At 44.5% G+C, this 21,713-nt stretch carries 24 protein-coding genes; 16 read left to right on the plus strand and 8 right to left on the minus strand.

Going from position 1 to position 21,713, the window contains the following annotated elements; translation table 11 throughout:
* Positions 1-39 precede the first annotated feature (39 nt).
* From AC0J2F_RS07445 to AC0J2F_RS07460, 4 genes are read left to right on the plus strand one after another with little or no spacing between them, the layout of a single operon-like run.
* Positions 40-558 (plus strand): GNAT family N-acetyltransferase, encoded by a 519-nt coding sequence (locus AC0J2F_RS07445; protein ID WP_473007102.1) that lies wholly within the window; start codon positions 40-42, stop codon positions 556-558.
* Positions 551-1,882, plus strand: a complete 1,332-nt coding sequence (locus AC0J2F_RS07450; RefSeq protein ID WP_087523896.1) for an MATE family efflux transporter — start codon at positions 551-553, stop codon at positions 1,880-1,882. Before AC0J2F_RS07445 ends, AC0J2F_RS07450 begins: the two co-directional genes overlap by 8 nt.
* Before the next feature lie 29 nt (positions 1,883-1,911).
* The gene (locus tag AC0J2F_RS07455) at positions 1,912-2,361 is read left to right on the plus strand and encodes a 6-pyruvoyl trahydropterin synthase family protein (RefSeq protein WP_087523895.1); all 450 of its coding nucleotides are present in this window, start codon (positions 1,912-1,914) and stop codon (positions 2,359-2,361) included.
* Between the two features lie 24 nt (positions 2,362-2,385).
* Positions 2,386-3,144, plus strand: a complete 759-nt coding sequence (locus AC0J2F_RS07460; RefSeq protein ID WP_087523894.1) for a UDP-2,3-diacylglucosamine diphosphatase — start codon at positions 2,386-2,388, stop codon at positions 3,142-3,144.
* A gap of 2 nt (positions 3,145-3,146) precedes the next feature.
* Here AC0J2F_RS07460 and AC0J2F_RS07465 read toward each other — a convergent pair whose 3' ends face one another.
* Both AC0J2F_RS07465 and recJ read right to left on the minus strand, forming a co-directional pair.
* Positions 3,147-3,806: a peptidoglycan-binding protein gene (locus AC0J2F_RS07465; protein ID WP_374959811.1), complete on the minus strand. Its 660-nt coding sequence runs from the start codon at positions 3,804-3,806 to the stop codon at positions 3,147-3,149.
* Between the two features lie 79 nt (positions 3,807-3,885).
* Complete coding sequence (gene recJ, locus AC0J2F_RS07470) at positions 3,886-5,583, minus strand: single-stranded-DNA-specific exonuclease RecJ (RefSeq protein ID WP_473007103.1); 1,698 nt, start codon at positions 5,581-5,583, stop codon at positions 3,886-3,888.
* A gap of 127 nt (positions 5,584-5,710) precedes the next feature.
* Here recJ and AC0J2F_RS07475 point away from each other — a divergent pair, with 127 nt between their 5' ends.
* Complete coding sequence (locus AC0J2F_RS07475) at positions 5,711-6,301, plus strand: carboxymuconolactone decarboxylase family protein (protein ID WP_473007104.1); 591 nt, start codon at positions 5,711-5,713, stop codon at positions 6,299-6,301.
* Here AC0J2F_RS07475 and rsmI read toward each other — a convergent pair.
* The 3 genes from rsmI to AC0J2F_RS07490 are packed head-to-tail and all read right to left on the minus strand — an operon-like array spanning position 6,298 to position 8,097.
* Positions 6,298-6,972, minus strand: coding sequence for a 16S rRNA (cytidine(1402)-2'-O)-methyltransferase (gene rsmI / locus AC0J2F_RS07480; protein ID WP_473007105.1), 675 nt, complete (start codon positions 6,970-6,972; stop codon positions 6,298-6,300). The two genes, AC0J2F_RS07475 and rsmI, sit on opposite strands and share 4 nt — an antisense overlap.
* Entirely contained in the window at positions 6,969-7,319 is a 351-nt protein-coding gene (locus AC0J2F_RS07485) for a DoxX family protein (protein ID WP_473007106.1), read from the minus strand. Before AC0J2F_RS07485 ends, rsmI begins: the two co-directional genes overlap by 4 nt.
* Before the next feature lie 4 nt (positions 7,320-7,323).
* Positions 7,324-8,097: a hypothetical protein gene (locus AC0J2F_RS07490; protein ID WP_473007107.1), complete on the minus strand. Its 774-nt coding sequence runs from the start codon at positions 8,095-8,097 to the stop codon at positions 7,324-7,326.
* 194 nt (positions 8,098-8,291) lie between these two features.
* Here AC0J2F_RS07490 and AC0J2F_RS07495 point away from each other — a divergent pair, with 194 nt between their 5' ends.
* The 11 genes from AC0J2F_RS07495 to AC0J2F_RS07545 all read left to right on the plus strand — a co-directional run bounded on the left by AC0J2F_RS07495 (position 8,292) and on the right by AC0J2F_RS07545 (position 19,442).
* A complete protein-coding gene (locus AC0J2F_RS07495) occupies positions 8,292-8,933 on the plus strand; it encodes a thymidine kinase (protein WP_087523888.1) in 642 nt (213 codons plus the stop codon).
* Complete coding sequence (gene alr, locus AC0J2F_RS07500; RefSeq protein WP_473007108.1) at positions 8,930-10,036, plus strand: alanine racemase; 1,107 nt, start codon at positions 8,930-8,932, stop codon at positions 10,034-10,036. The genes AC0J2F_RS07495 and alr overlap by 4 nt, the downstream gene beginning before the upstream one ends.
* A gap of 85 nt (positions 10,037-10,121) precedes the next feature.
* Positions 10,122-10,529: a large conductance mechanosensitive channel protein MscL gene (gene mscL, locus AC0J2F_RS07505; RefSeq protein ID WP_473007109.1), complete on the plus strand. Its 408-nt coding sequence runs from the start codon at positions 10,122-10,124 to the stop codon at positions 10,527-10,529.
* Positions 10,530-10,643: 114 nt separating this feature from the next.
* Entirely contained in the window at positions 10,644-11,636 is a 993-nt protein-coding gene (locus AC0J2F_RS07510) for an aspartate-semialdehyde dehydrogenase (RefSeq protein ID WP_473007110.1), read from the plus strand.
* 53 nt (positions 11,637-11,689) lie between these two features.
* Positions 11,690-12,088 (plus strand): DoxX family membrane protein, encoded by a 399-nt coding sequence (locus tag AC0J2F_RS07515; protein ID WP_087523884.1) that lies wholly within the window; start codon positions 11,690-11,692, stop codon positions 12,086-12,088.
* Positions 12,089-12,227: 139 nt separating this feature from the next.
* A complete protein-coding gene (locus tag AC0J2F_RS07520; protein ID WP_473007111.1) occupies positions 12,228-13,601 on the plus strand; it encodes a hypothetical protein in 1,374 nt (457 codons plus the stop codon).
* Between the two features lie 27 nt (positions 13,602-13,628).
* Positions 13,629-15,257 carry an FG-GAP-like repeat-containing protein gene (locus AC0J2F_RS07525; RefSeq protein WP_473007112.1) on the plus strand — a complete coding sequence of 543 codons (1,629 nt, stop codon included), beginning with the start codon at positions 13,629-13,631 and terminating at the stop codon, positions 15,255-15,257.
* A gap of 109 nt (positions 15,258-15,366) precedes the next feature.
* Positions 15,367-15,741, plus strand: a complete 375-nt coding sequence (locus tag AC0J2F_RS07530; RefSeq protein ID WP_087523881.1) for a DoxX family membrane protein — start codon at positions 15,367-15,369, stop codon at positions 15,739-15,741.
* 127 nt (positions 15,742-15,868) lie between these two features.
* Positions 15,869-18,031: a prolyl oligopeptidase family serine peptidase gene (locus tag AC0J2F_RS07535; RefSeq protein WP_473007113.1), complete on the plus strand. Its 2,163-nt coding sequence runs from the start codon at positions 15,869-15,871 to the stop codon at positions 18,029-18,031.
* A gap of 35 nt (positions 18,032-18,066) precedes the next feature.
* The gene (locus AC0J2F_RS07540; RefSeq protein ID WP_473007114.1) at positions 18,067-18,987 is read left to right on the plus strand and encodes an ABC transporter ATP-binding protein; all 921 of its coding nucleotides are present in this window, start codon (positions 18,067-18,069) and stop codon (positions 18,985-18,987) included.
* On the plus strand, positions 18,987-19,442 hold the full coding sequence (locus tag AC0J2F_RS07545; protein WP_473007115.1) for a hypothetical protein: 456 nt from the start codon (positions 18,987-18,989) through the stop codon (positions 19,440-19,442). The genes AC0J2F_RS07540 and AC0J2F_RS07545 overlap by 1 nt, the downstream gene beginning before the upstream one ends.
* On the opposite strand, the gene AC0J2F_RS07550 is transcribed toward AC0J2F_RS07545, so the two are convergent.
* From AC0J2F_RS07550 to AC0J2F_RS07560, 3 genes are read right to left on the minus strand one after another with little or no spacing between them, the layout of a single operon-like run.
* Entirely contained in the window at positions 19,439-19,891 is a 453-nt protein-coding gene (locus AC0J2F_RS07550) for a 3-oxoacyl-ACP synthase (protein WP_473007116.1), read from the minus strand. The genes AC0J2F_RS07545 and AC0J2F_RS07550 overlap by 4 nt on opposite strands.
* A complete protein-coding gene (gene mtgA, locus AC0J2F_RS07555) occupies positions 19,878-20,579 on the minus strand; it encodes a monofunctional biosynthetic peptidoglycan transglycosylase (RefSeq protein ID WP_473007117.1) in 702 nt (233 codons plus the stop codon). Before mtgA ends, AC0J2F_RS07550 begins: the two co-directional genes overlap by 14 nt.
* Positions 20,579-21,697: an NAD(P)/FAD-dependent oxidoreductase gene (locus AC0J2F_RS07560; RefSeq protein ID WP_473007118.1), complete on the minus strand. Its 1,119-nt coding sequence runs from the start codon at positions 21,695-21,697 to the stop codon at positions 20,579-20,581. Before AC0J2F_RS07560 ends, mtgA begins: the two co-directional genes overlap by 1 nt.
* Between the last annotated feature and the right edge of the window lie 16 nt (positions 21,698-21,713).

Consider the following 21,713-nt stretch of genomic DNA (forward strand, 5'->3'; position numbering starts at 1 on the left):
GTGGCTTTAATTACCTTTGTACAAAAGTAATGCGAATTAATGATTCGGCTCGCAAAAAAAGAAGAAATACCTCAAATACTGGCCCTTACAAAGGCTTGTGCTCAGGATATGATCTCCCGTGGGATCTACCAATGGAATGCGCATTATCCGTCTAAAGAGGCTTTTGAGCTCGACTTAAAACGCCAAGAGCTCTACCTCTTGTTTCAAGATGAGATCCTTGCAGGTACCATTACCATTTCCACCCACAAAGATGCCGAATACGAGGAGATCGATTGGCTCACCAAAGATGGAAAGCAATATTACATACATCGGTTGGCGGTGCATCCTGAGTTTCAAGGTCAGGGTTTAGCCAGATCACTAATGGATTTTGCAGAAGGGCTTGCAAGAGTGAACAATGTGGAATCCATCCGGCTAGATACCTTTAGCCAGAATCACAGGAATCAAAAGTTTTACGAAGCGCGTGGATACAAACGATTGGGCAATATATACTTCCCTAAGCAAAGTGAGCACCCTTTTTATTGTTACGAACTGCCTTTAAATCCTAAAGCTCTTGGTTGATATCTCTTTTAAAAGGATACAGCAACTGGCCATCCCAGCGATAATATCGGGGATAGCAGAACCTGTGCTTTCGCTCACCGACACGGCTGTGGTGGGTAACATCCCCGAATTTGGTAAAGAATCGCTGGCTGCGGCAGGTATAGTCGGTACACTACTCTCTACCTTTATTTGGGTGTTGGGGCAATCTCGTTCTGCCATAACGGCTATCATCAGTCAAAACTTAGGAGCTGGGAATTTAGATAAACTCCGCAGCTTTCCGGCGCAAGCTGTCTTTTTTAATGTGTTGACCAGCCTGATCATTTTGGCGAGTACTTATTTCTTTTCGCGGCAGATCTTTATTCTTATGGAAGCCGATGGAAGAATTCTGGATTACAGCGTAGATTACTACAACATTCGCGTTTGGGGCTTCCCCCTCACACTATACACCTTTGCAATATTTGGCATATTTCGCGGCTTACAGAATACCTTTTGGCCCATGATCGTAGCAACTACGGGAGTAGTGGTGAACATTATTTTAGATTTTGCCTTGGTATACGGCATTGAAGGCTTTATTGAGCCTATGAACATCAAAGGTGCTGCCTGGGCCAGCTTGATCGCTCAAGCGGTAATGGCCATATTAGTGACCGTGCTGCTCAAAACCAAGACCAAAGTCTCCTTGCGCTTTAAAAAGACCTTGCACCCAGAGGTAAAACGTTTGGTGAGCATGTGGGGTAATCTGGTGATTCGTTCCTTGGCCTTGAATGCCGCATTAATTCTGGCAGTAAGAGAAGCCACGGCTTTGGGTGACAACGAAATTGCGGGCTACACCATAGCCATTAATCTTTGGCTCTTTGCTGCCTTCTTTTTAGATGGTTACGGGGCTGCCGGAAATATTCTAGGGGGTCGTTTACTGGGCGGGCAGGACTACAAAGGCCTATGGTCATTAACCAAAAAAGTTTGTGGTTATAATTTGATTGTCAGTGCTATTCTAATCACAGTGGGGCTTGTCTTTTATACACCTTTGGGAGTGTTATTTAACAAAGAGCCAGAAGTGCTTGCTGTGTACGACGATATTTTTTGGTATGTACTAATATCCATGCCAATTAGTGCCATGGCCTTTACTTTAGACGCGGTCTTTAAAGGCTTAGGAGAGATGAAATACCTGCGTAATGTGCTCTTGGGTTCTACGCTTTTAGGTTTTATCCCAACTTTATTTATTAGCAAGTACTTTGGTTGGCAGATGGATGGGATCTGGTACGCCCTGCTGGTGTGGATACTGTACCGAGCCTTAGCCCTGATTATCAAGTATAAAAATAAGTATTACGGCCTTGCGCGAACCACATAATTGATACCTTTGCATCGCATATTGGAACTATGAGCAACATCAGAATTACCAAACAGTTCTCTTTTGAAACCGGTCACGCCCTGTGGGGCTATGACGGCAAATGCCGCAATGTACACGGACACAGTTACAACCTGTATGTGACTGTGATTGGGCAGCCCATTACCGATCCCTCTCATGTAAAACACGGCATGGTCATCGACTTTGGAGACCTGAAAAAGATCGTTAAAGAAGAGATCGTAGAGGTTTTTGATCACGCAACGGTATTTAATAAGAATACGCCGCATGTGGAATTGGCGAAAGAGCTACAAGACAGAGGGCACAATGTGCTTCTGGTTGACTATCAGCCCACCAGCGAAATGATGGTGATTGACTTTGCCGAGAAGATAGCCAAACGCTTACCAGATGGCATAAAGTTGCACTCCTTAAAACTTCAAGAGACCGCCACTAGCTTTGCCGAGTGGTTCGCTTCTGAGAACTAGAGGCGCATTTACTATCTTTATCGCATGCAAATCCCTGCAGGAAAGAAAATCTACTTCGCCAGTGACAATCACTTAGGTGCTCCAACGCCAGAGGAGAGTCTGCCGCGAGAAAAGAAATTTGTCCGTTGGTTAGATGAAGTAAAACACGACGCTGCTGCTATTTTTCTGCTAGGAGATCTCTTCGACTTTTGGTTCGAATACAAAACGGTAGTGCCAAAAGGCTTTGTCCGGGTGTTGGGTAAACTAGCCGAAATTCGCGACAGTGGTATCCCGATCTACTTTTTTGTTGGCAACCACGACCTTTGGATGAAGTCCTATTTTGAAGAAGAATTGAACATTCCTACTTATAGAGACATTCAGGAATTCGAGTTCAATGGCAAGCAGTTCCTTTTGGGTCATGGAGATGGAAAAGGCCCTGGCGATACTGGTTACAAACGCATGAAGAAAGTTTTTACCAACCCTTTCTTCAATTGGCTTTTTCGCTGGTTTCACCCAGACCTGGGAATGCGCTTAGCGCAATACTTATCGGTAAAGAACAAGCTTATCTCCGGAGACGAAGACAAAAAATTTCTGGGCGAAGATGGAGAATGGCTTGTCCACTATTGTAAGCGTAAACTGGAGAGCAAGCACTACGATTATTTGATCTTTGGTCATCGGCATTTACCTATGCAGATCGCTGTTGGCCCCCAGTCGAAATACATCAATCTTGGCGATTGGATAAACCATTATACCTATGGTGTGTTTGATGGAGAGACCTTTGAACTAAAGACTTTCGAAGCTTAATTCTAATTCGCCAAAAGCGCATAAGCCGTTAACGGATCCATTCGGCCATCGGCATAAAAACCATTCTTTCTTTCAAATGATTCTACGGCATTAGTGGTAGCTAATTGATAGATTCCATCGTGTTCCATCTGGTAACCCATCTTAATTAAAATACCTTGAATTTCATAGACCAAAGGGCCTTCTGATCCAATACCGAATTCGAAGTCTGCGGGTGCCGTTTCTAACCACCCCAAAAGCATTTCTTTTTTGCTCTTTAAAGAGGCCTTTGCAGTATCTAAGCCCATTTCCTTAGCCTCTATCTGAACATTGTTCATGCCTGCTTCTTTGAGCCTAGCAGATTCCTGCAATTTAGCTTCAAGACCTTTTAGTTTGGCCATCAGTTCTTCATAAGTGACCACAGCAGCTTTTGTGGCCTCGTTGTCTTTCTTAGGGGCTCTAACATCAATACTGTGAAAACTCCACATCTGAGCCACATGGCCATTTACTTTGGCCACCGCCTGATGATAATCTGCAACAACCTCCTGATCGTAGTAATTCAGGTCAATATTGGCCGGTGCCTGGTAGGTTGACCCTGGTGGATTGAATCTCTTGTATTTACTGTAGGCGTTATAGCCCAATATGCCCACAATGATGAGCAATAAGAATATTATTATCTGTTTCATCCCAGAAAAATTGCGTTAGTTGAACAAAACCTTGGCCTTGCTTTGCAAAAATAAAAGTACATAATTCTACGCTATGCAGCTAGGATTCTGCCTTCTTCAGGTCTTTTGCGCGTAACTGTAAGCTTACCCTACCATTCCAATGGTTCTCATCCAAACTGTAAACCAGGTCAAAAGGTGCTTTATCTTTGATCAGATCGATTTTCTTACCCAAACCGAAGCCTATGGCGTCAAAAGCGAATTGTCCATCTGTAGCTTTGAACTTAAGATGTGATCCGTCTGACCCAACTGGTTTTGCCCAACCGCTGTCTGTCAGATTTCGAGTAGCAAAAACCGGAGTGCGGTTTCCCGGACCGAATGGTGCGAACTGTTTTATGAGTCTGTAGAACTTAGGAGTTATGTCTGCAAATGAAAGCTGCAGGTCCACACTGATCTGGGGAATCTTTAAGGAATCGTCTAAGGTTTGCCCGACTACTTTTTCAAAAGCCGCTTTGAAATTCTCGTATTCGGATTCTTCTAAAGTAAAGCCTGCGGCGTATTTGTGTCCACCGAATTGAATCATATGCTCCTTACAGGCGGCTAAGGCCTCATAAACATCAAAACCGCTGACAGAGCGGGCAGAACCAGCCAAGACCTCTCCAGATTTAGTGATTACCAAAGTAGGCCGGTAATACTGCTCAATAAGTCGAGAGGCGACTATTCCTATAACTCCTTTGTGCCAATGCGGTTCATAGACCACGGTGGTTGCTCTATCTTCTTCTTGTTCATCCAAGATCTTAGCTAAAGCTTCTGCGGAGATCTGTTCGTCCGTCGCTCTGCGAGAAGCATTGAAAGCTTCGATCTCTTGGGCAAATGCGAGGCAGGAATCAACTGCATCCGCCATTAGCAAAGCCACCGCATAATCTCCGTGCTTCATTCTACCAGCTGCATTGATCCGTGGGGCCACCACAAAAACGAGATCAGAAATATCGTAGGTCTCTTTATCTCGTTGTCCTAATAATGCCTGAATTCCAGGTCGCGGATTCTCATTGACCACTTGTAGTCCATGAGCGGCCAAGACCCTGTTCTCTCCAGTCATTGGAACAATATCTGCAGCAATAGCCGTTGCAACAAGATCCAAATAAGGCAGTAAATCCTGGAGCTGCTCTCCGCGGTTCTGCCCCAAGGCTTGTATGAGTTTAAAACCAACACCACATCCACAGAGCTCTTTGTAAGGATATTGGCAATCCGATCGCTTCGGATCCAAAACTGCTACAGCATTTGGCAATGCTTCGCCCGGCGTATGGTGATCACAAATAATGAAATCTATACCCTTTATGGCGGCGTAATCCACTTGATCTATGGCCTTGACGCCACAATCCAGAGCAATAATAAGTCCAACCCCATTGTCGTGTGCAAAATCAATGCCTTGAAGCGAAACCCCATAGCCTTCGGCATAACGATCTGGAATATAAGTAGTTACCTTTGGATACCTTTGCAACAAATAAGAAGCCATAAGTGCCACACTACAGGTGCCATCAACATCGTAATCACCATATACCATAATAAGCTCTTCTTCTGCTATAGCCAGCTCAATTCGAGCTACAGCTGCCTGCATGTCCTGCATTAAAAAGGGATCGTGCAATGCCTCCAAGGAAGGCCTGTAAAAGTCCTTGGCCTCTTCAAAGCTTGTGATACCACGTTGAACCAGTAATATTGCCACAACTTCTGGTATACCCAATGCTGTTGCGAGCTGCTGTACAGTAGCTTTATCTGGTTTTTCTTTGAGGTTCCATTGCATAATTGCTGAGGTGTGACTGCGGATTCTATTCTGCAGGTAAAGGTAGCCAAAAGTCTGTTTTTTGTGTAAGGTATCCCCGGATTCACCGCCTTAAATTTGTAAATTCACAACATAAAAAATTGAACCAATGCCTTTAGTGACTCCACTTTCTCCGGACCACGATCCGGAAACCGCCAAACTGGCCGAATTTTTCAACGAAACCCTTGGTTTTTGCCCAAACAGCGTACTAACCATGCAACGCAGGCCAGCCATTAGCAAAGCTTTCATTAACCTTAACAAAGCAGTTATGGCCAATGAAGGGCGTGTCACCTCAGCCTTAAAACGTATGATCGCTTGGGTGAGTAGTAACAGCACCGGATGTCGTTATTGTCAGGCCCACGCTATTCGCGCCGCAGAACGTTATGGTGCGGAACAAGAGCAATTAGACAATATTTGGGAATACCGCACCCACCCTGCCTTTAGCGAAGCAGAACGCGCTGCTTTGGACTTTTCATTAGCAGCTTCACTTGTACCTAATCAAGTAGACAAGGCAATCAAAGCGCGCTTGTACGAACACTGGGACGAAGGCGAGATCGTTGAGATGCTCGGTGTGATCTCTTTATTCGGGTACCTAAATCGTTGGAACGACTCTATGGGTACTTCTATTGAAGTTGGCGCTATAGAAAGTGGCAATCAATATTTAGGAAAACACGGTTGGAATAAAGGGAAGCATCTTTAAGAAGCTCCGGCTACCACCAAAACAAATTCACCTTTAGGAGCTTTGGTTTCAAAGTGCCTTTTTATTTCTGATAGGGTTCCACGAACCAATTCTTCGTGCAGTTTGGTTATTTCTCGGGCAGCGACAGCCTTGCGATCACTTCCAAACAACTCCTCGAACTGCGTTAAAGTTTTAAGTAGCTTATGCGGAGATTCGTAAAACACCATAGTTCTAGGCTCGTCTTTAAGACTTTCTAACCGCGTTGCACGGCCCTTCTTAACGGGTAAAAAACCTTCGAAAACAAAACGTTCACAGGGCAAGCCGCTTGCGGCTAATGCAGGTATCAAAGCTGTAGCTCCCGGCAAGCACTCCACCTCTAATCCGGCTGCCAAGGCCTCTCGAACCAAAAGAAAACCAGGATCGCTAATTGCTGGGGTTCCGGCGTCAGAAATCAGAGCTATGGTCTGTCCGGCCTGCATCTGCGAGACTACAGCCGCAGTAGCCTTATGCTCATTGTGCATATGATACGAACGCATCGGAGTAGCAATCTCGTAATGTTTTAAAAGTTTCCCGCTGGTACGGGTGTCTTCTGCTAGAATAAGAGAAACAGACTGCAACACCTCTAAAGCTCGTAAGGTGATATCTTTTAGGTTGCCTATCGGCGTGGGTACCAAATAAAGTGAAGCGTTCATCGATAGTATTTACCAAAAAAGTACGATAGCAGTAGCGCAATGGCTGCCAACAGTACAAAGGTAACGGAATCTCCTAAACGCTCGTGGGCAAAAAAGGCGAGTACTAAGTCAAAGAATAAACCGGCATAGGCCCACTCGGTAAGCCAGGGGATCTTTCTCCAGAGGATCATGATAATGGCGAGAACTTTGGCTACAGCTAGCGGAATAACCAAATAATCCGGATAGCTGAAACGCCTGAAGAAACCTTCTACCATTTCCGTATTGGTAAAATACATGCTTGCAGAATAGCCCATTATAAGGCAAATGGCCATTGTACTGGCCCAGTAAACAAGCTTTCCCGGATGCATAAGCTTAGAATCGACGCTCTATTATACTCATAAAACGCTCAGCCACCTCTTGTTTTTCTAACCAATAGTTATACTCCGGCTTTACTTGTCCATTGATGAAATCTTCGGCCTGCTGAAACGAATTGCAAGTATCCAGTTGAGACATTACGCGAGCATAGTCTTCTGGTTTGTTGTCAAAAAGGTGTTTGATAAATGCAATCCTGTCGTTAAGCCCAATCTGTGCTTTAGCGGCTGAGGCATCGTTGAGCGAGCGTGGTTTATCTACTGAATTGTTCGTGGTTTCTGCAGCCTCTGGAGCTTCCGGAGTTTCCACGGCGGTGTGTGTTGGGGGTGTTTCTTGCTTACGCTCAAAAACTGGAGTGTGCTTGTAATCTGCAGCAAGTTCTTCTAAGTCATTTTTGATGTACTTGGCTTTGGGTAAAACCTCCTCCAACAAGGCGTCTACTTTCTCTGACTCTTCTGGCATTTGAGCCACTATGTCTTTGATCTTTTCTATAAGTGGTTCCACCAATTCATCATCGTGTACTGGTTTTTCAACAGGTTTAGGTTCGGTAAACCAATTCTGTTCTCTATAGCTCTTGGAGTCTAATGATTCACTATCTGGTACCGGAGTGGTCAAGGGATCTACGCCCACTTGAGCTTCCAAATGACTCAATATGATGAGTTTTTCATACAGTCTTTGAGCCTTCTCTTTGAGATCTACTGCACTGAGTGCCTTGGGCCCGTCTAATATTTCCTGTGCCAATTCGCGCAATTCGGCATGGATGGTCTTGTTCATTCTTCTCACTTTACAGAAGTTTTGGATTTGAATTTTAAAAGATTCGCTCTTGTTAGTCTGTTTGCGATCTCAAAAAGTAAAGTTCAATCCATAACTTATCAAATTAGCTCCTTTTTGTTTGGACGTTTTGTTACCTTTACGCCATCCGTTAATTCTAACGGATTTTTGTCATTTTTCGTGTAGTAAATTACAAAATGTTTCTCGAAAACACCGTAAATCAGCAAGAACAGTTCGGATGGATAGAAGTCATCTGCGGCTCTATGTTCTCTGGTAAAACGGAGGAACTCATCCGGAGATTAAAACGCGCGCAATTCGCCAAACAACGCGTGGAGATCTTCAAGCCAGCTGTAGACAGACGTTACGATGATGAGATGGTAGTTTCTCACGACAGCAACGAGATCCGCTCCACTCCTGTTCCAGCGGCGGCCAATATTCCTATTCTAGCAGACAATTGCGATGTGGTCGGTATCGATGAGGCGCAGTTCTTTGACGACGAGATTGTCAAGGTCTGTAACGATCTGGCTAACCGGGGCATTCGCGTTATTGTGGCCGGATTAGATATGGATTACAAGGGTAATCCTTTTGGTCCAATGCCCGCACTTATGGCAACTGCGGAATATGTGACCAAAGTTCACGCGGTTTGCACGCGCACCGGAAACTTGGCGCAGTACTCCTACAGAAAATCTGCCAATGACAATTTGGTATTACTCGGTGAAACCGACGAATACGAGCCCTTGAGCCGCGCCGCTTTTTACAAGGCGAACCTCCGCGAGAAACTCTCCAAAATGGAGGTAAAGGATCCGGAAGAGATCAGTCCGAAGCAAAAGAAAGCATGAGTCTAGCTGCAGAAACTGTATTGGAACTGGACCTTGGTGCACTCCAACACAACTATCGTTTTTTAAGATCTAAATTGGCACCAACTTGTCGCATGCTTGCGGTGGTTAAAGCCAATGGGTACGGAGGTGATGCCACTACAATCGCTCTGGAACTCCAAGAACTGGGCGTTAACTATTTAGCCGTAGCCTATGTTAGCGAAGGTGCCTTTTTACGAGATGCAGGCGTTACTTTGCCTATTCTTGTTTTGCATCCGCAGCCGGCCAACTTCGAACTTCTGGTAAGTAAGTGTTTGGAACCAAGTATTTATTCTGAGCGACTGTTGAACCTTTTCACTCAATTTTCACAAACCCAAAAAATAGTTGCATATCCGGTTCACCTTAAAGTAAACACTGGCTTGAACAGGCTGGGCTTTGACCCTGCTAAAGCTGTTCTAGCTGCCACGACCATACAAAAGGAAGATACGCTGAGTCTGCGATCGGCCTTTACGCATTTAGCAGCTAGTGAAGACTCCGCAGAAAAAGAATTTACCCTTAAACAGCTTAGCGCATTCGATGCTATTCTCCCATCGTTGCGACAAAACGGCGATGACAAATTCTTTGCGCACGCAACCAATACTTCTGGTATCATTAACTATCCGCAAGCACATTACGATCTTGTCCGAACTGGAATTGGCCTCTACGGTTACGCCAATGAGGCGAGTCTAGATAAACAACTCAAACCGGTCATGCGTTTAAAGACGGTTATCAGTCAACTGCATCAATTAAAGCAAGGTGAAAGTGTAGGTTACAACCGTGGTCATATCGCTACGGATGCAATGACCATTGCAACCTTGCCTGTAGGTCATGCCGATGGTCTGCCGCGTGCTTTAGGAAAGGGTGTTGGCAGTGTGATTGTAAGCGGAAAACACGCACCAATTGTCGGTAATGTATGCATGGACATGATTATGGTAGATGTGACAGGTATTGCCTGCCAAGAAGGTGACTCCGTGGAAATATTTGGCCGGCAGCAATCCGCAGAAGAATTGGCAAAAAAAGCCAGTACCATCTCTTATGAATTACTCACGGCTGTCGGTGGTCGAATAAAGCGCGTCGTTCTTCGATAAGTCTGTTAAAAACTTCAGCTCGCCAGACTACATTCCTTCTTAGTTTTTAGTACTTTGTAGTCAATTAACTAATACATCAATTTCCATGTTAAAAGAATTTAGAGATTTTATCATGACGGGTAACGTCATTGATTTAGCAGTGGCTGTGATCCTGGCCGGTGCTGTTGGTCTTGTAGTCAATGGATTTGTTAGCGACATCATGATGCCTATTGTTGGGCACTTCGCTGGCGGATTGGACTTTGCCGACATGAAAGTCGTTTTAGACGAGGCCGTAGTTGCTGCTGATGGAACCGTGACTTCTCCAGAAAATGCAATTATGTATGGAAAGTGGGTGAATGCCATCATCAACTTAATTACTGTAGGATTTGTATTGTTTATAATCGTTAAGGCCTACAACAAGACTAAGAAAAAAGAAGAGCCTGCTCCTGAGGCTCCGGCTGGACCAACTCAAGAAGAGTTGCTTGCCGAGATCAGAGACCTACTTAAAAAGTAATCTCTTTTAAGATTAGATAGCTGAAACCGCCTACCCCCAAGGCGGTTTTTTTATGTTTCTTTTTAGACCTCCTTTAAGCCTCATGCTTTACTTTTGCATTTTAAATTTTAAATCATGTATAAAGTAGCAGTTGTAGGTGCTACCGGAATGGTAGGCCAGGTCATGCTTCGCGTTTTAGAAGAGCGCGATTTCCCAATTGAAGAACTTATACCGGTTGCCTCAGCGCGTTCGGTAGGAACCCAAATAGCGTTCAAAGGGAAACAGTATAAGGTGGTAAACATGGAAACTGCGCTGGACATGAAACCTCAGTTGGCCTTATTTTCTGCTGGAGGTGATACTTCTAAGGCCTGGGCGCCAAAATTTGCCGAGATCGGTTGTACCGTGGTCGATAATTCGTCGGCTTGGCGCATGGAACAAGATATCAATTTGGTAGTTCCTGAGATCAATGCATATAACCTCAGCAAAGCTGACAAGATCATTGCCAATCCTAATTGTTCTACCATTCAATTGGTTATGGTGCTTAAACCTCTGCACGATAAGTACAAGATAAAGCGTGTGGTGATCTCTACCTATCAATCGGTTTCTGGAACTGGGAGCAAAGCGGTAAACCAAATGAACAACGAGGTAAACGGAGTACAAGGAGAAATGGCCTATCCGTATCCAATCTATAAGAATGCCCTGCCACATTGCGACGTATTTGAGTCTAACGGCTACACCAAAGAAGAATTCAAACTAGTTCGCGAGACACAAAAGATCCTAAATGACAGAAGCATTGCGCTAACAGCTACAGCCGTACGTATACCGACGGAGGGAGGCCACTCAGAATCTGTGAACATTGAATTTGAAAACGATTTTGACCTCAGCGAAGTCCGCAGCATGCTGGCCGCCACTCAAGGTGTTGTGGTTCAAGACAATCCGGATACCAATACGTATCCTATGCCACTTTATGCGCACCAGAAGGACGATGTTTTTGTTGGGCGAATTAGACGAGACCTGAGTCAAGCCAACAGTTTGAACTTGTGGATCGTGAGTGATAACCTCAGAAAAGGGGCGGCAACCAATGCAGTTCAGATAGCGCAACACTTAGATAAGGAAAATCTTTTGTAAGCTGTTTGGGGAGGCTTCGTCTAAGACCTCATAATCAACCCAAAACAGTTAAAATGAAATATTTAAATCTTATTATCCGAGTCGGACTAGGACTCATGTTGTTGCTTTTTGGTTTCAACAAATTCTTCTGGTTTTTACAAGACTTTGATTTTAGCGGATACCCTCAGGCCGAATATTTATTCACTGCCCTGCGTTATTCTGACGCAACAGATGTAGGCAAAGGATACTTGATGGGCCTTGTAGGGCTTACCGAAGTTGTCGTTGGATTACTCCTGGTAATTAGAAAATGGGTGCCATTAGCTTTAGTAATGTTGGTGCCGATTTCCATTAATATAGTATTGTTCCACGCCTTTTTGAATTTGCCAAATATCGGGCCTGCTATCTTGGTAGCCTTATTGAACGGATACCTGATGTACAAAAACTGGGACGCGTACAAACCGATGTTCCGATAAACATTCTGGTCTATCCCCATTTAAAGATTAACAACCATCTGCTCGGATGGTTGTTTTTTTTACAATATTTTTGTTAAAACCCTATGTGGTAGGGTTTTTTGTCCCGTTCTTGTTTAATTATTACACTAATGTGCCAACCATGATCAGCCTTTTTAAAAGGATTGGACTCTCTTGTCTTGCCCTAGGGGTACTGATAGGATGTAATTCAGACGACAATGACTACTCACCATTGGCCTACGAAGCCATTGATGATGTCGCCTTTGTTGCTCAGAATGCAACCGTGATCATTGATGTTTTTGCCAACGATGTCAATGTGCCTACTCAAGGCCAATTACTGGTACAAAGCGTTTCTTCTGGCACAGCCAACGTACTCGATCCCAACAACACTCCCAACGACCCTAGCGATGATCTTTTAGAATATACCGCAGACGGTGGCATATTCGGAAGCATCACTCTGCAATACGCTCTGTGCGAATCCGGCACAGACAATTGCATAGGAGCAACCATTAATGTCACAGTCACACCTGTCAGTCCTGTAAATTTCAATCTGGAACAATTCCCTTACGACAATCTTTCAGATTACAATTTCTTTGAAGGTGCCATGGCCAACCAAGAACCGGTCTATGGTGTATTGCCATACGAGCCAATCAGTACCTTGTTTACCGATTACGCCTTAAAGAAGCGATTCATTTGGATGCCAGATGGTGCTCAAGCGCAGTACACAGAATCATATGAGTTACTGCAGATGCCAGTTGGTACTATTTTGATCAAAACCTTCTATTACGACAATGTATTGCCTGCTGGCGACACTCAGATCATTGAGACCCGTTTAATCTATCGCACAGCCGAAGGTTGGGAATTTGCCGAATACATTTGGAATGAGGCCCAAACAGAGGCCACCTTGAATCTGGATGGTGATTTTACCGAGGTAAATTGGCTACAAGACGGCGTGGAACGCAGTATTAACTACCGTATTCCATCCGAAGCGGAATGCTTTACTTGCCACAAAACACAATTGGATCCAATTCCTATCGGTCTGAAACCTCAACACATCAACAGTGATTACCCTTATGCAGATGGCGTAGAGAATCAATTGCGCAAACTTATCGCCATGGGTTATTTGGCAGAAGGTCTGCCTGCTGAGATCCAAACGGTGATTGATTGGAGAGATACCTCGCAACCTATTAGCCTCAGAATGCGATCTTATGTAGATATAAATTGTGCGCATTGCCACTCAGACGACCGTCATTGTGATTATCGCCCGGTGCGCTTTGCCTTTAACGAATCTGCGGACAATGTGAACCTCGGTGTTTGTGTGGATCCCGAAACTCCGATCCCGCCTAATACCAAGATCGTTGTCCCTGGCGATATTGATACTTCTGTACTCTTCTTTAGAGTGAACTCAGAGGCAGAAGAATACCGCATGCCCCTTTTGGGCCGAACTATACGCGATGAAGAAGCTGTTGCCATGGTGGAAGCCTGGATCAACTCACTTACTGAGTCCTGCGACTAAAAAATTGAAACACTTAACTAAAAAACGATGAAGAAAATTATTTTAAGCATCCTCGCCTTAACTACGGTGGGAGCTGTTTTTGCCCAAGAATCAGGGACAGTAGATCCGGTTAGTTTCGGATTCACCTCCGTCTCTACTACTGGCTCTAACCGAGCTGTAGTAGATATGAATGGAGACTTTCTAGACGACATAGTTTCTATTAGTTCTACCAATGTGAATATCTTAGAGCAACAAGCCGACGGAACTTTTGTAACTCGCAATATTTCTACAACTTCGGCCAACTATACACCTTCTTGGTCATTAGCTGCTGCGGATTACAACCGCGACGGTTACACCGATCTGCTTTACGGTGGTGGTAGCGGAGTGACTTTTATGCGCTCTGACGGAACCGGAAATGGCTTTATAGAAGTTTCTGGCCCAGAATTCGTGTTCTCTCAGCGTTCCAACTTTGTAGACATTAATAACGATGGAGACATGGACGCTTTTGTTTGTCACGATGTTGCGCCAAACGTATACTACATTAACGACGGTACTGGAGCTTTGACTTTTAACCAAGGGGGCTTGGGGGATTATCCTTCTGGAGGTAACTACGGATCGGTTTGGATAGACTACAACAACGACGGTTTATTGGATATGTTCATCGCTAAATGTGGTGGAGAGGTTGCTCGTAGAACCAACCAAATGCACCTGAACAACGGTGACGGAACTTTCACGGAGAACGGAGCGGCCATTGGTCTTGCAGATCCAATGCAAACTTGGTCTTCTGCTTGGGGAGATTTTGACAACGACGGCGACATGGACGTGTTTGTAGGAGCCAGCTCCGGAGCACATAAATTAATGCGTAATAACGGTCCTGGAGCGGGCTACACCTTTACCGATGTAACTGCCGCCTCAGGTGTACTGTCAGTTACAGCGACAGGAATCGAGAATGCCACTTACGACTTTAACAACGATGGTTTCTTAGATATCGCTTCTAACGGCAACATCCTCTACGGAAACGGAGATCTAACTTTTACAACCATTGACTTTGGTGCTATTAGTGGAAGCAACGGAGCTTTTGGAGACTTGAACAACGACGGATTTGTCGATGCTTTCAACTCTGGATTCATCCGTCTCAATTCTGGTAACGATAACCACTGGTTGGTGATCAACACTGTAGGAGACCCTAGTAACATTAACGGAATTGGAGCTCGTATTGAATTGACTACCGATTCAGGGACTCAAATTCGCGATGTGCGCAATGGAGAAGGATTCCGTTTCTTAAGTACGCTGAACACGCACTTCGGAACAGGTGCAGATACCAACATCAACACTTTAGTAGTTAAATGGCCATCTGGAACCGTTGACACCTTCGAAGATGTAGCTGTAGATCAAGTAGTGACTATCTATGAAGGCCAGCCGCTAAGTGTAGAAGAGCAAACCAACGAAGTTGCTCTTACTGTTTATCCTAACCCAGCGACAGAGATCCTGCAATTGGATTATAGAACGCCACTTACCGATGCGCAGTACACCATTTACAACCTAAACGGTGCATTGGTGCAGTCTGGTGTGGTTGCCAACAAATCGATCAATGTGGCAGCACTTGCTAGTGGAGCTTATGTGGTAAAGATCGAAACTGGTGGAGCAGTGATCAACAAACAGTTCTTGAAGCAATAGGAACTGATTTTATTAAAATACTTAACCCTGTGATCTTCAGACCACAGGGTTTTTTATTTTTAGTATCTTTAATTCATACTTGTGTGCAACTAACTAACCATCCCCTAGTATGAATTCCACCTTTTCTAAAATCCTGAAATGGCTCCTAGGCTTGTCTTTACTTGTTTTTGGAGCAAACAAATTCTTTGAGTTTTTAAGTCCGCCTGCTTTTCCACCTAGGGCTGCAGAATTTATGACTTCCTTAGATGCCACCGGTTATGTCTTATACATTGTTGGGGCCTTGGAGATTCTGGTTGGCCTTATGCTTTTGCTGAATCGATGGGTACCTTTTGCGCTGATCCTCTTGGCACCGATATCACTGAATATCGTCTTGTTCCACATCTTTTTAGATCTACCGGACATAGGCATTGCTTTGGTTGTAGCTGGGCTCAATGTTGTGCTGATTTATAAATATTGGAAGGCTTACACACCACTGTTTACTTGAGGCGAGTCTCAAGCTGCTGTTAAACTGCGAATTGTATCTTAAAACAAAGAGCAGTTTTTCTTACCTTTAGCTGCCTTTAAAACAGGCGGTAAAAGATCTTTTTTTCACTGGTTAAATTGTAATTTCGATGAAGCGAATAATTGGAGTAGCCGTTTTGGCTATCGCGGCCATCAGCTGCCAAGAAAACACCTCTCAACCTGTACCCACTGTGGAATATCACAAAACTAAAAAAGTTGACACCGTAGATACTTACTTCGGAGTTGACGTTCCAGATCCATACCGCTGGTTAGAAGACGACAGAAGCAAAGAAACAGAAGCATGGGTAGACGCACAAAATGCGGTAACCAATGGTTTTCTAGATACCATTCCCTTTAGAGACGAGCTCAAGGCGCGTTTAAAATCCATTTGGAATTACGAAAAAGTAACAGCTCCATTTAAAGAAGGCGAATACACCTACTTTAGAAAGAACGACGGGCTGCAAAATCAATACGTAGTTTACCGATATAAAACCGGAGACGATCCAGAAACCGCCGAAGTATTCTTAGATCCGAACACTTTTAAAGAAGACGGAACCATTTCTCTATCAGGTTTGAGTTTCTCTGAGGATGGGTCTCTAGCGGCTTACAGCATTTCAGAGGGTGGAAGCGATTGGCGTAAGATCCTGATCATGGATGTCGCCTCCAAAGAGATCATTGAAGACACCTTGCGCGATGTGAAATTCTCTGGTATCTCTTGGTACAAGAACGAAGGATTCTACTACTCTAGTTATGACAAACCAGAAGGCAGTGAGCTTTCTGCCAAGACCGATCAGCATAAATTGTATTACCACAAGCTAGGAACAGACCAAGATGCAGACCCAGTTGTCTTTGGTGCAACGCCAGCGGAAAAGCACCGTTATGTAGGTGGTGGCGTTTCTGAAGATAACAAGTGGTTGTCTATTTCCGCCTCGGTTTCTACCTCCGGAAATAAAATGTTCTTGAAAGATCTGGAAAACCCAGACAGACCACTGATTACTGTTATAGACAATGTGGACAGCGACACCTATATGTTAGACAATGACGGAGACACCTTGTATTTGGTGACCAACCTCAATGCCCCTAACCAACGTATTGTTAAGACCAACGCCAGCAATCCAAGTTGGGAGAATTGGGAAGACGTAATTCCTGAAACCGAACATGTACTCAGCCCTTCAACAGGTGGAGGATACATCTTTGCAGAATATTCGGTAGATGCCATCTCCAAGGTGATGCAATACAACTATGACGGAAGCCTAGTGCGTGAAGTAGCATTGCCCGGTATAGGTTCTGCCGGGGGTTTCTATTCCAAAAAAGAAGAAAAAGAGATCTATTTCAACTTTACCAACTACTACACACCAGGTAGCATTTTTACCTATCAAGCAGATAGCGGAGAAGTTGCCTTGTACCGCAAATCGGCCATCGATTTCAACCCAGACAATTACGAGAGTAAACAAGTTTTCTATACCTCTAAAGATGGCACCAAAGTGCCTATGATCATTACGCATAAAAAAGGTTTAGAGCTTAATGGTAAGAACCCAACTATCCTTTATGGTTACGGCGGATTCAATATCTCACTCAACCCTGGATTTAGTATTGCCAACGCAGTTTGGATGGAACAAGGCGGTGTTTATGCCGTGCCTAACCTTCGTGGAGGTGGCGAATACGGAAAAGCTTGGCACGATGCCGGTACGCAAATGCAAAAACAAAATGTATTTGACGATTTCATCGCTGCCGGAGAATACTTGATCGAAAACAACTATACTTCCTCTGATTACCTTGCCATTCGAGGTGGTTCTAATGGAGGGTTACTAGTCGGCGCCGTTATGACTCAGCGTCCAGACCTAATGAAGGTGGCGCTACCAGCCGTAGGCGTGCTTGACATGCTTCGCTATCATACCTTTACAGCCGGTGCGGGATGGGCCTACGATTATGGAACCGCAGAAGACAGCAAAGAAATGTTTGAATATCTGCTGGGTTACAGCCCGGTCCATAATGTGGAGCAAGGAGTGAATTATCCGGCTACCTTGGTAACCACAGCAGATCACGACGATCGTGTTGTGCCAGCGCACAGTTTTAAATTCGCTGCAGAACTTCAGGCCAAGAATGGTGGAGCTAATCCGACCTTGATCCGCATTGAAAAAGATGCAGGACATGGCGCGGGAACACCAGTTACTAAAACCATTGAGCTTTATGCCGATCTCTTTGGCTTTACGCTCTACAATATGGGATATCGCGTATTACCAGAAGACGTCAGCAACAAAATAAAAGGATAAAAAATCGCCCTTGCCCACAGCAAGGGCTTTTTTCTATGTTAACAGTTTCAATTGACAAATTCAGCTATCAGGAGCAACAAGAGCTGTTGGGTCCCTTAGCGTTTTCTCTAAATACCGGAGACCATTTAGCGATCTTGGGAGAAAGCGGCAGTGGTAAATCTACTTTGCTGCATCTTATTTACGGGTTGATGGACCTGGACCAAGGCGAGATCCTGTGGAAAGGTGAAGCTGTACTCGGGCCGAAGAATCAACTGGTTCCCGGAGCACCTTATATGAAATTAGTGGCGCAAGAGGCCAATGTAATGCCTTACACCACAGTCAGCGAGAACATTCAAGAGCATTTTTCCAGATTGAATCCGCAGCAAGAAGCTGTCCGCACACAAGAACTATTAACTTTATTGGACTTAGAACCCTTTGCCGAAAAGAAGGTAAAATCGCTTAGCGGCGGGCAAAAACAACGCGTGGCTATTGCCAAGGCCTTAGCCTTAGTGCCAGAGGTACTGCTGCTAGATGAACCCTTTGCACACATTGATGAGTTTAGACGCTCCAGACTCCGCAGACAACTCTACAACTATTTAAAAACCGCAGGAATTACCTGTGTCACAGCTACACATGATGCAAATGAAGCCTTGAGTTTTGCAGATCAGGTGTTGATATTAGAAAATGGTAAAGTCTCGTTTTTTGGGCCGCCAGATCAGCTTTATAAGAATATCTCAAGCGCATATCAGGCCGGGTTCTTTGGAGAGATCAATGCCTTGCCCAATGGGCAGTATTTGTTTCCACATCAACTGCATTTATCCAAGCAGCAAGCAGATTTTAGTGCTAGGGTAAAGGCGAGCTATTTCAAAGGAAGTCATTACCTTGTTCAAGCCCAAGATGGCGAGCAGGAGTTGTTCTTCAACACTTCTGAGAGCATTGAACCAGGAACAGAAATCCACTTAAAAATTGACCGCTAATGCGTTTTTTAAATCCTATTTCTCAGATCAAGGTATTTTTCTCTATCGTGGTTGCACTCTTTGGGGTTTATTTGCTCACGCAAGGCACCATGTTTGGGCTTATCATCCTCGGGGTTTCTGCCCGACTGGCACTACGAGAAGGAGCCGAAGTTGAAGTTTTTGAAAAGCGATATCGGAACCTGTATTCGGTTTGGGGTGTTACGGTTGGAAATTGGAAACCGTTGCCTGAAATAGAATATGTGTCCGTTTTTAAAACGGTAAAAAATTATAGGGCTCGCGTAATCACTGCGGAGGCCAACATGGGCAAGACCGTGTTCCGGATCAACCTTTTTTACCAAACCAATAAGCACATCACCGTTTACGAAACAGATACGAAAGAAGACGCTATGCATAAGGCAAATGGTTTGGCAAAGGCCTTGGAAATCGAGGTTTACGACGCCGCTGCAGACGATTAGTGAATCTTAATTATCTGCTGACTATTTCCGTTCCAATCGATACTTTCTCCAACCGATTTTCCAAGTAGTAATTGGCCAATAGGGCTTTGTGGGGCTATTGCCCAGATCTGATCTCCTTTAACCTTTAAAGCTCCAGCGGCAATAGCTATGAAATAGCGCTGCTGATCTGTTTCAACCAAGCTGCCCAAATGCACTTTTCCTGTAGCGACTCCAGATTGGATCTTGGATAGCGCTAAACGTTGCTGATCTATCGCCTTGAATTGCTGCCCCAGCTTTTCGGCCTGTAGTTGTAAATGCGCTCTTTCTGTATTGTGCTTGTCTCCAGCGCTGCTTTTTACGGCACCCTGTAAAGATTCATCTACCGCGGATTGCGCCTGTTTAAGGCCATCTAAGCGTTTGTCCAACCAGGCATGACAGAGGGCTATTAATTCGGATTTATTTTGTTCCAAGGTTCTTTGCGTTTTCCGATTCTAGATCAAGAGGGCCAAAGTTATACATCTGCTGGCTGATCCAAGACTTTCTTTTAGCTATGTAGGCATTAGGAGCCACCGGCCTATATTTTAATGGATTGGGTAAGATAGCCGCTAACCCTAGGGCTTGATCTCGGTTTAATTTGTCTGCATCTGTATTGAACCAATGCTCAGCAGCTGCTTGAGCTCCATAAATACTTGGACCAAATTCAATGCTGTTCAAATAGACTTCCAAAATGCGTTCTTTGCTCCAATACATCTCGATCAAAAAAGTAAAGTAAGCCTCAAAACCCTTTCGCGCCCATGACCTATGTGGCCAAAGAAATACGTTTTTTGCCGTTTGTTGACTTATGGTGCTGGCCCCGCGCAACTTCTTGCCTGCTTTGTTTTGCTCTCGAGCCTTTTTTATAGCGGCCACATCAAATCCATTATGCTTAAGAAACTGTTGGTCTTCTGCACATATAACTGCCTTTTGTAGGTTTGGAGCTATCTGTTCTATAGCGACCCAGTGGTGTTGAATACTCGCCTTCTCATCTGTCTGAAAATACCGAATAGCCATAAGTGGCGTAGCTGGAACAGGCAAATATTTATAGGCCAATGCCCAAAGGTTAGATAAGACCAAGAACCAAATAAAGGTTTTAATTACAAAACGGATCAGTTTGCGCATCAATCGATCAACTTGGCGAGCGAAGTACCTGTGTCTGCTCCTATAGCAACTCCCATACCTCCCAGACGAATGCCACAATAAACGTGTTCTGACACTTGCTTTACAATAGGCGCCTTTTTGCTTCCGACTCCCATGATACCGCTCCAGCGTTGTTCAATTTTAACGTCTTTACCGGGTAAAATCGTATGGCGCAACAGTAAATCTAAAGCAGTTTGGATCTGTTCTGTGGTTTCCATAAGCGTAGTGGTTTCTCCTTCCATATCCAAATTACGCCCGCCCCCAAAGAGAATACGACCATCTATATTTCTAAAATAATAGTAGCCTCTGTCTAAATGAAAGGTGCCGTTAAAATGCAAATTGGCTATGGGTTCGGTGATCAAGACTTGTGCTCTGGCGGGTTTTAGATCTTCTTTTAACAGACTTCCGGCCAATCCGTTGGTTGCTACTAGAACTCGACCGGCACGAATAGAAAATTCTCCATTGATCTCAAGAGAAACTCCGCCGGTTGAATCACTCATGGCCGTGACCGTAGCACCGTTTATAATCTGAATATCAGAACCGTAGGCTTTCTTTATAAAGGCCTGCATCATAGCGCCAGTATCTATCTTTCCTTCAAATGCATTAAAGATCAGTTGCGGCTGAATATTATCAAATCCGAAGGAATTCTCAAGCCTGCTAAAAACCGGAGCATCAAATATGGGATCCAAAAGCTTGTTTAGCCTCCCGATCGCTTCCAAGCTTTGTGTGTAGAGCGCTTCGTCTTGCAGGGTGAATAATTCATATCCTCCACAGGGATCATAACCGATGGCGTCTGTCCCCAACAGTTTTTTTAGTGTTTCTAGGCCATACACACGTTTTTTAACCAAAGCAACCACTTCCTTTTCACTATGAACAGAAAGGTCGTCTAGGAGCTCCGAAACGCTTCCGAAGCAAGCAAAGCCAGCATTCTTAGTACTAGCGCCAGACGGCAACATGCCCCGCTCCAAAACCGCGATCTTGGACTTGGGATGTTTGTGTCGTAATTCAATGGCTGCAGCAAGGCCGACAATACCACTCCCCACTATAACAAAATCTAAGTTGGCAAACCAACTCTTGTGTTCCCAATACGACAAATTCACTTCTTAGAATTTTTTA

This window comes from Gilvibacter sp. CC01, from assembly GCF_055755295.1.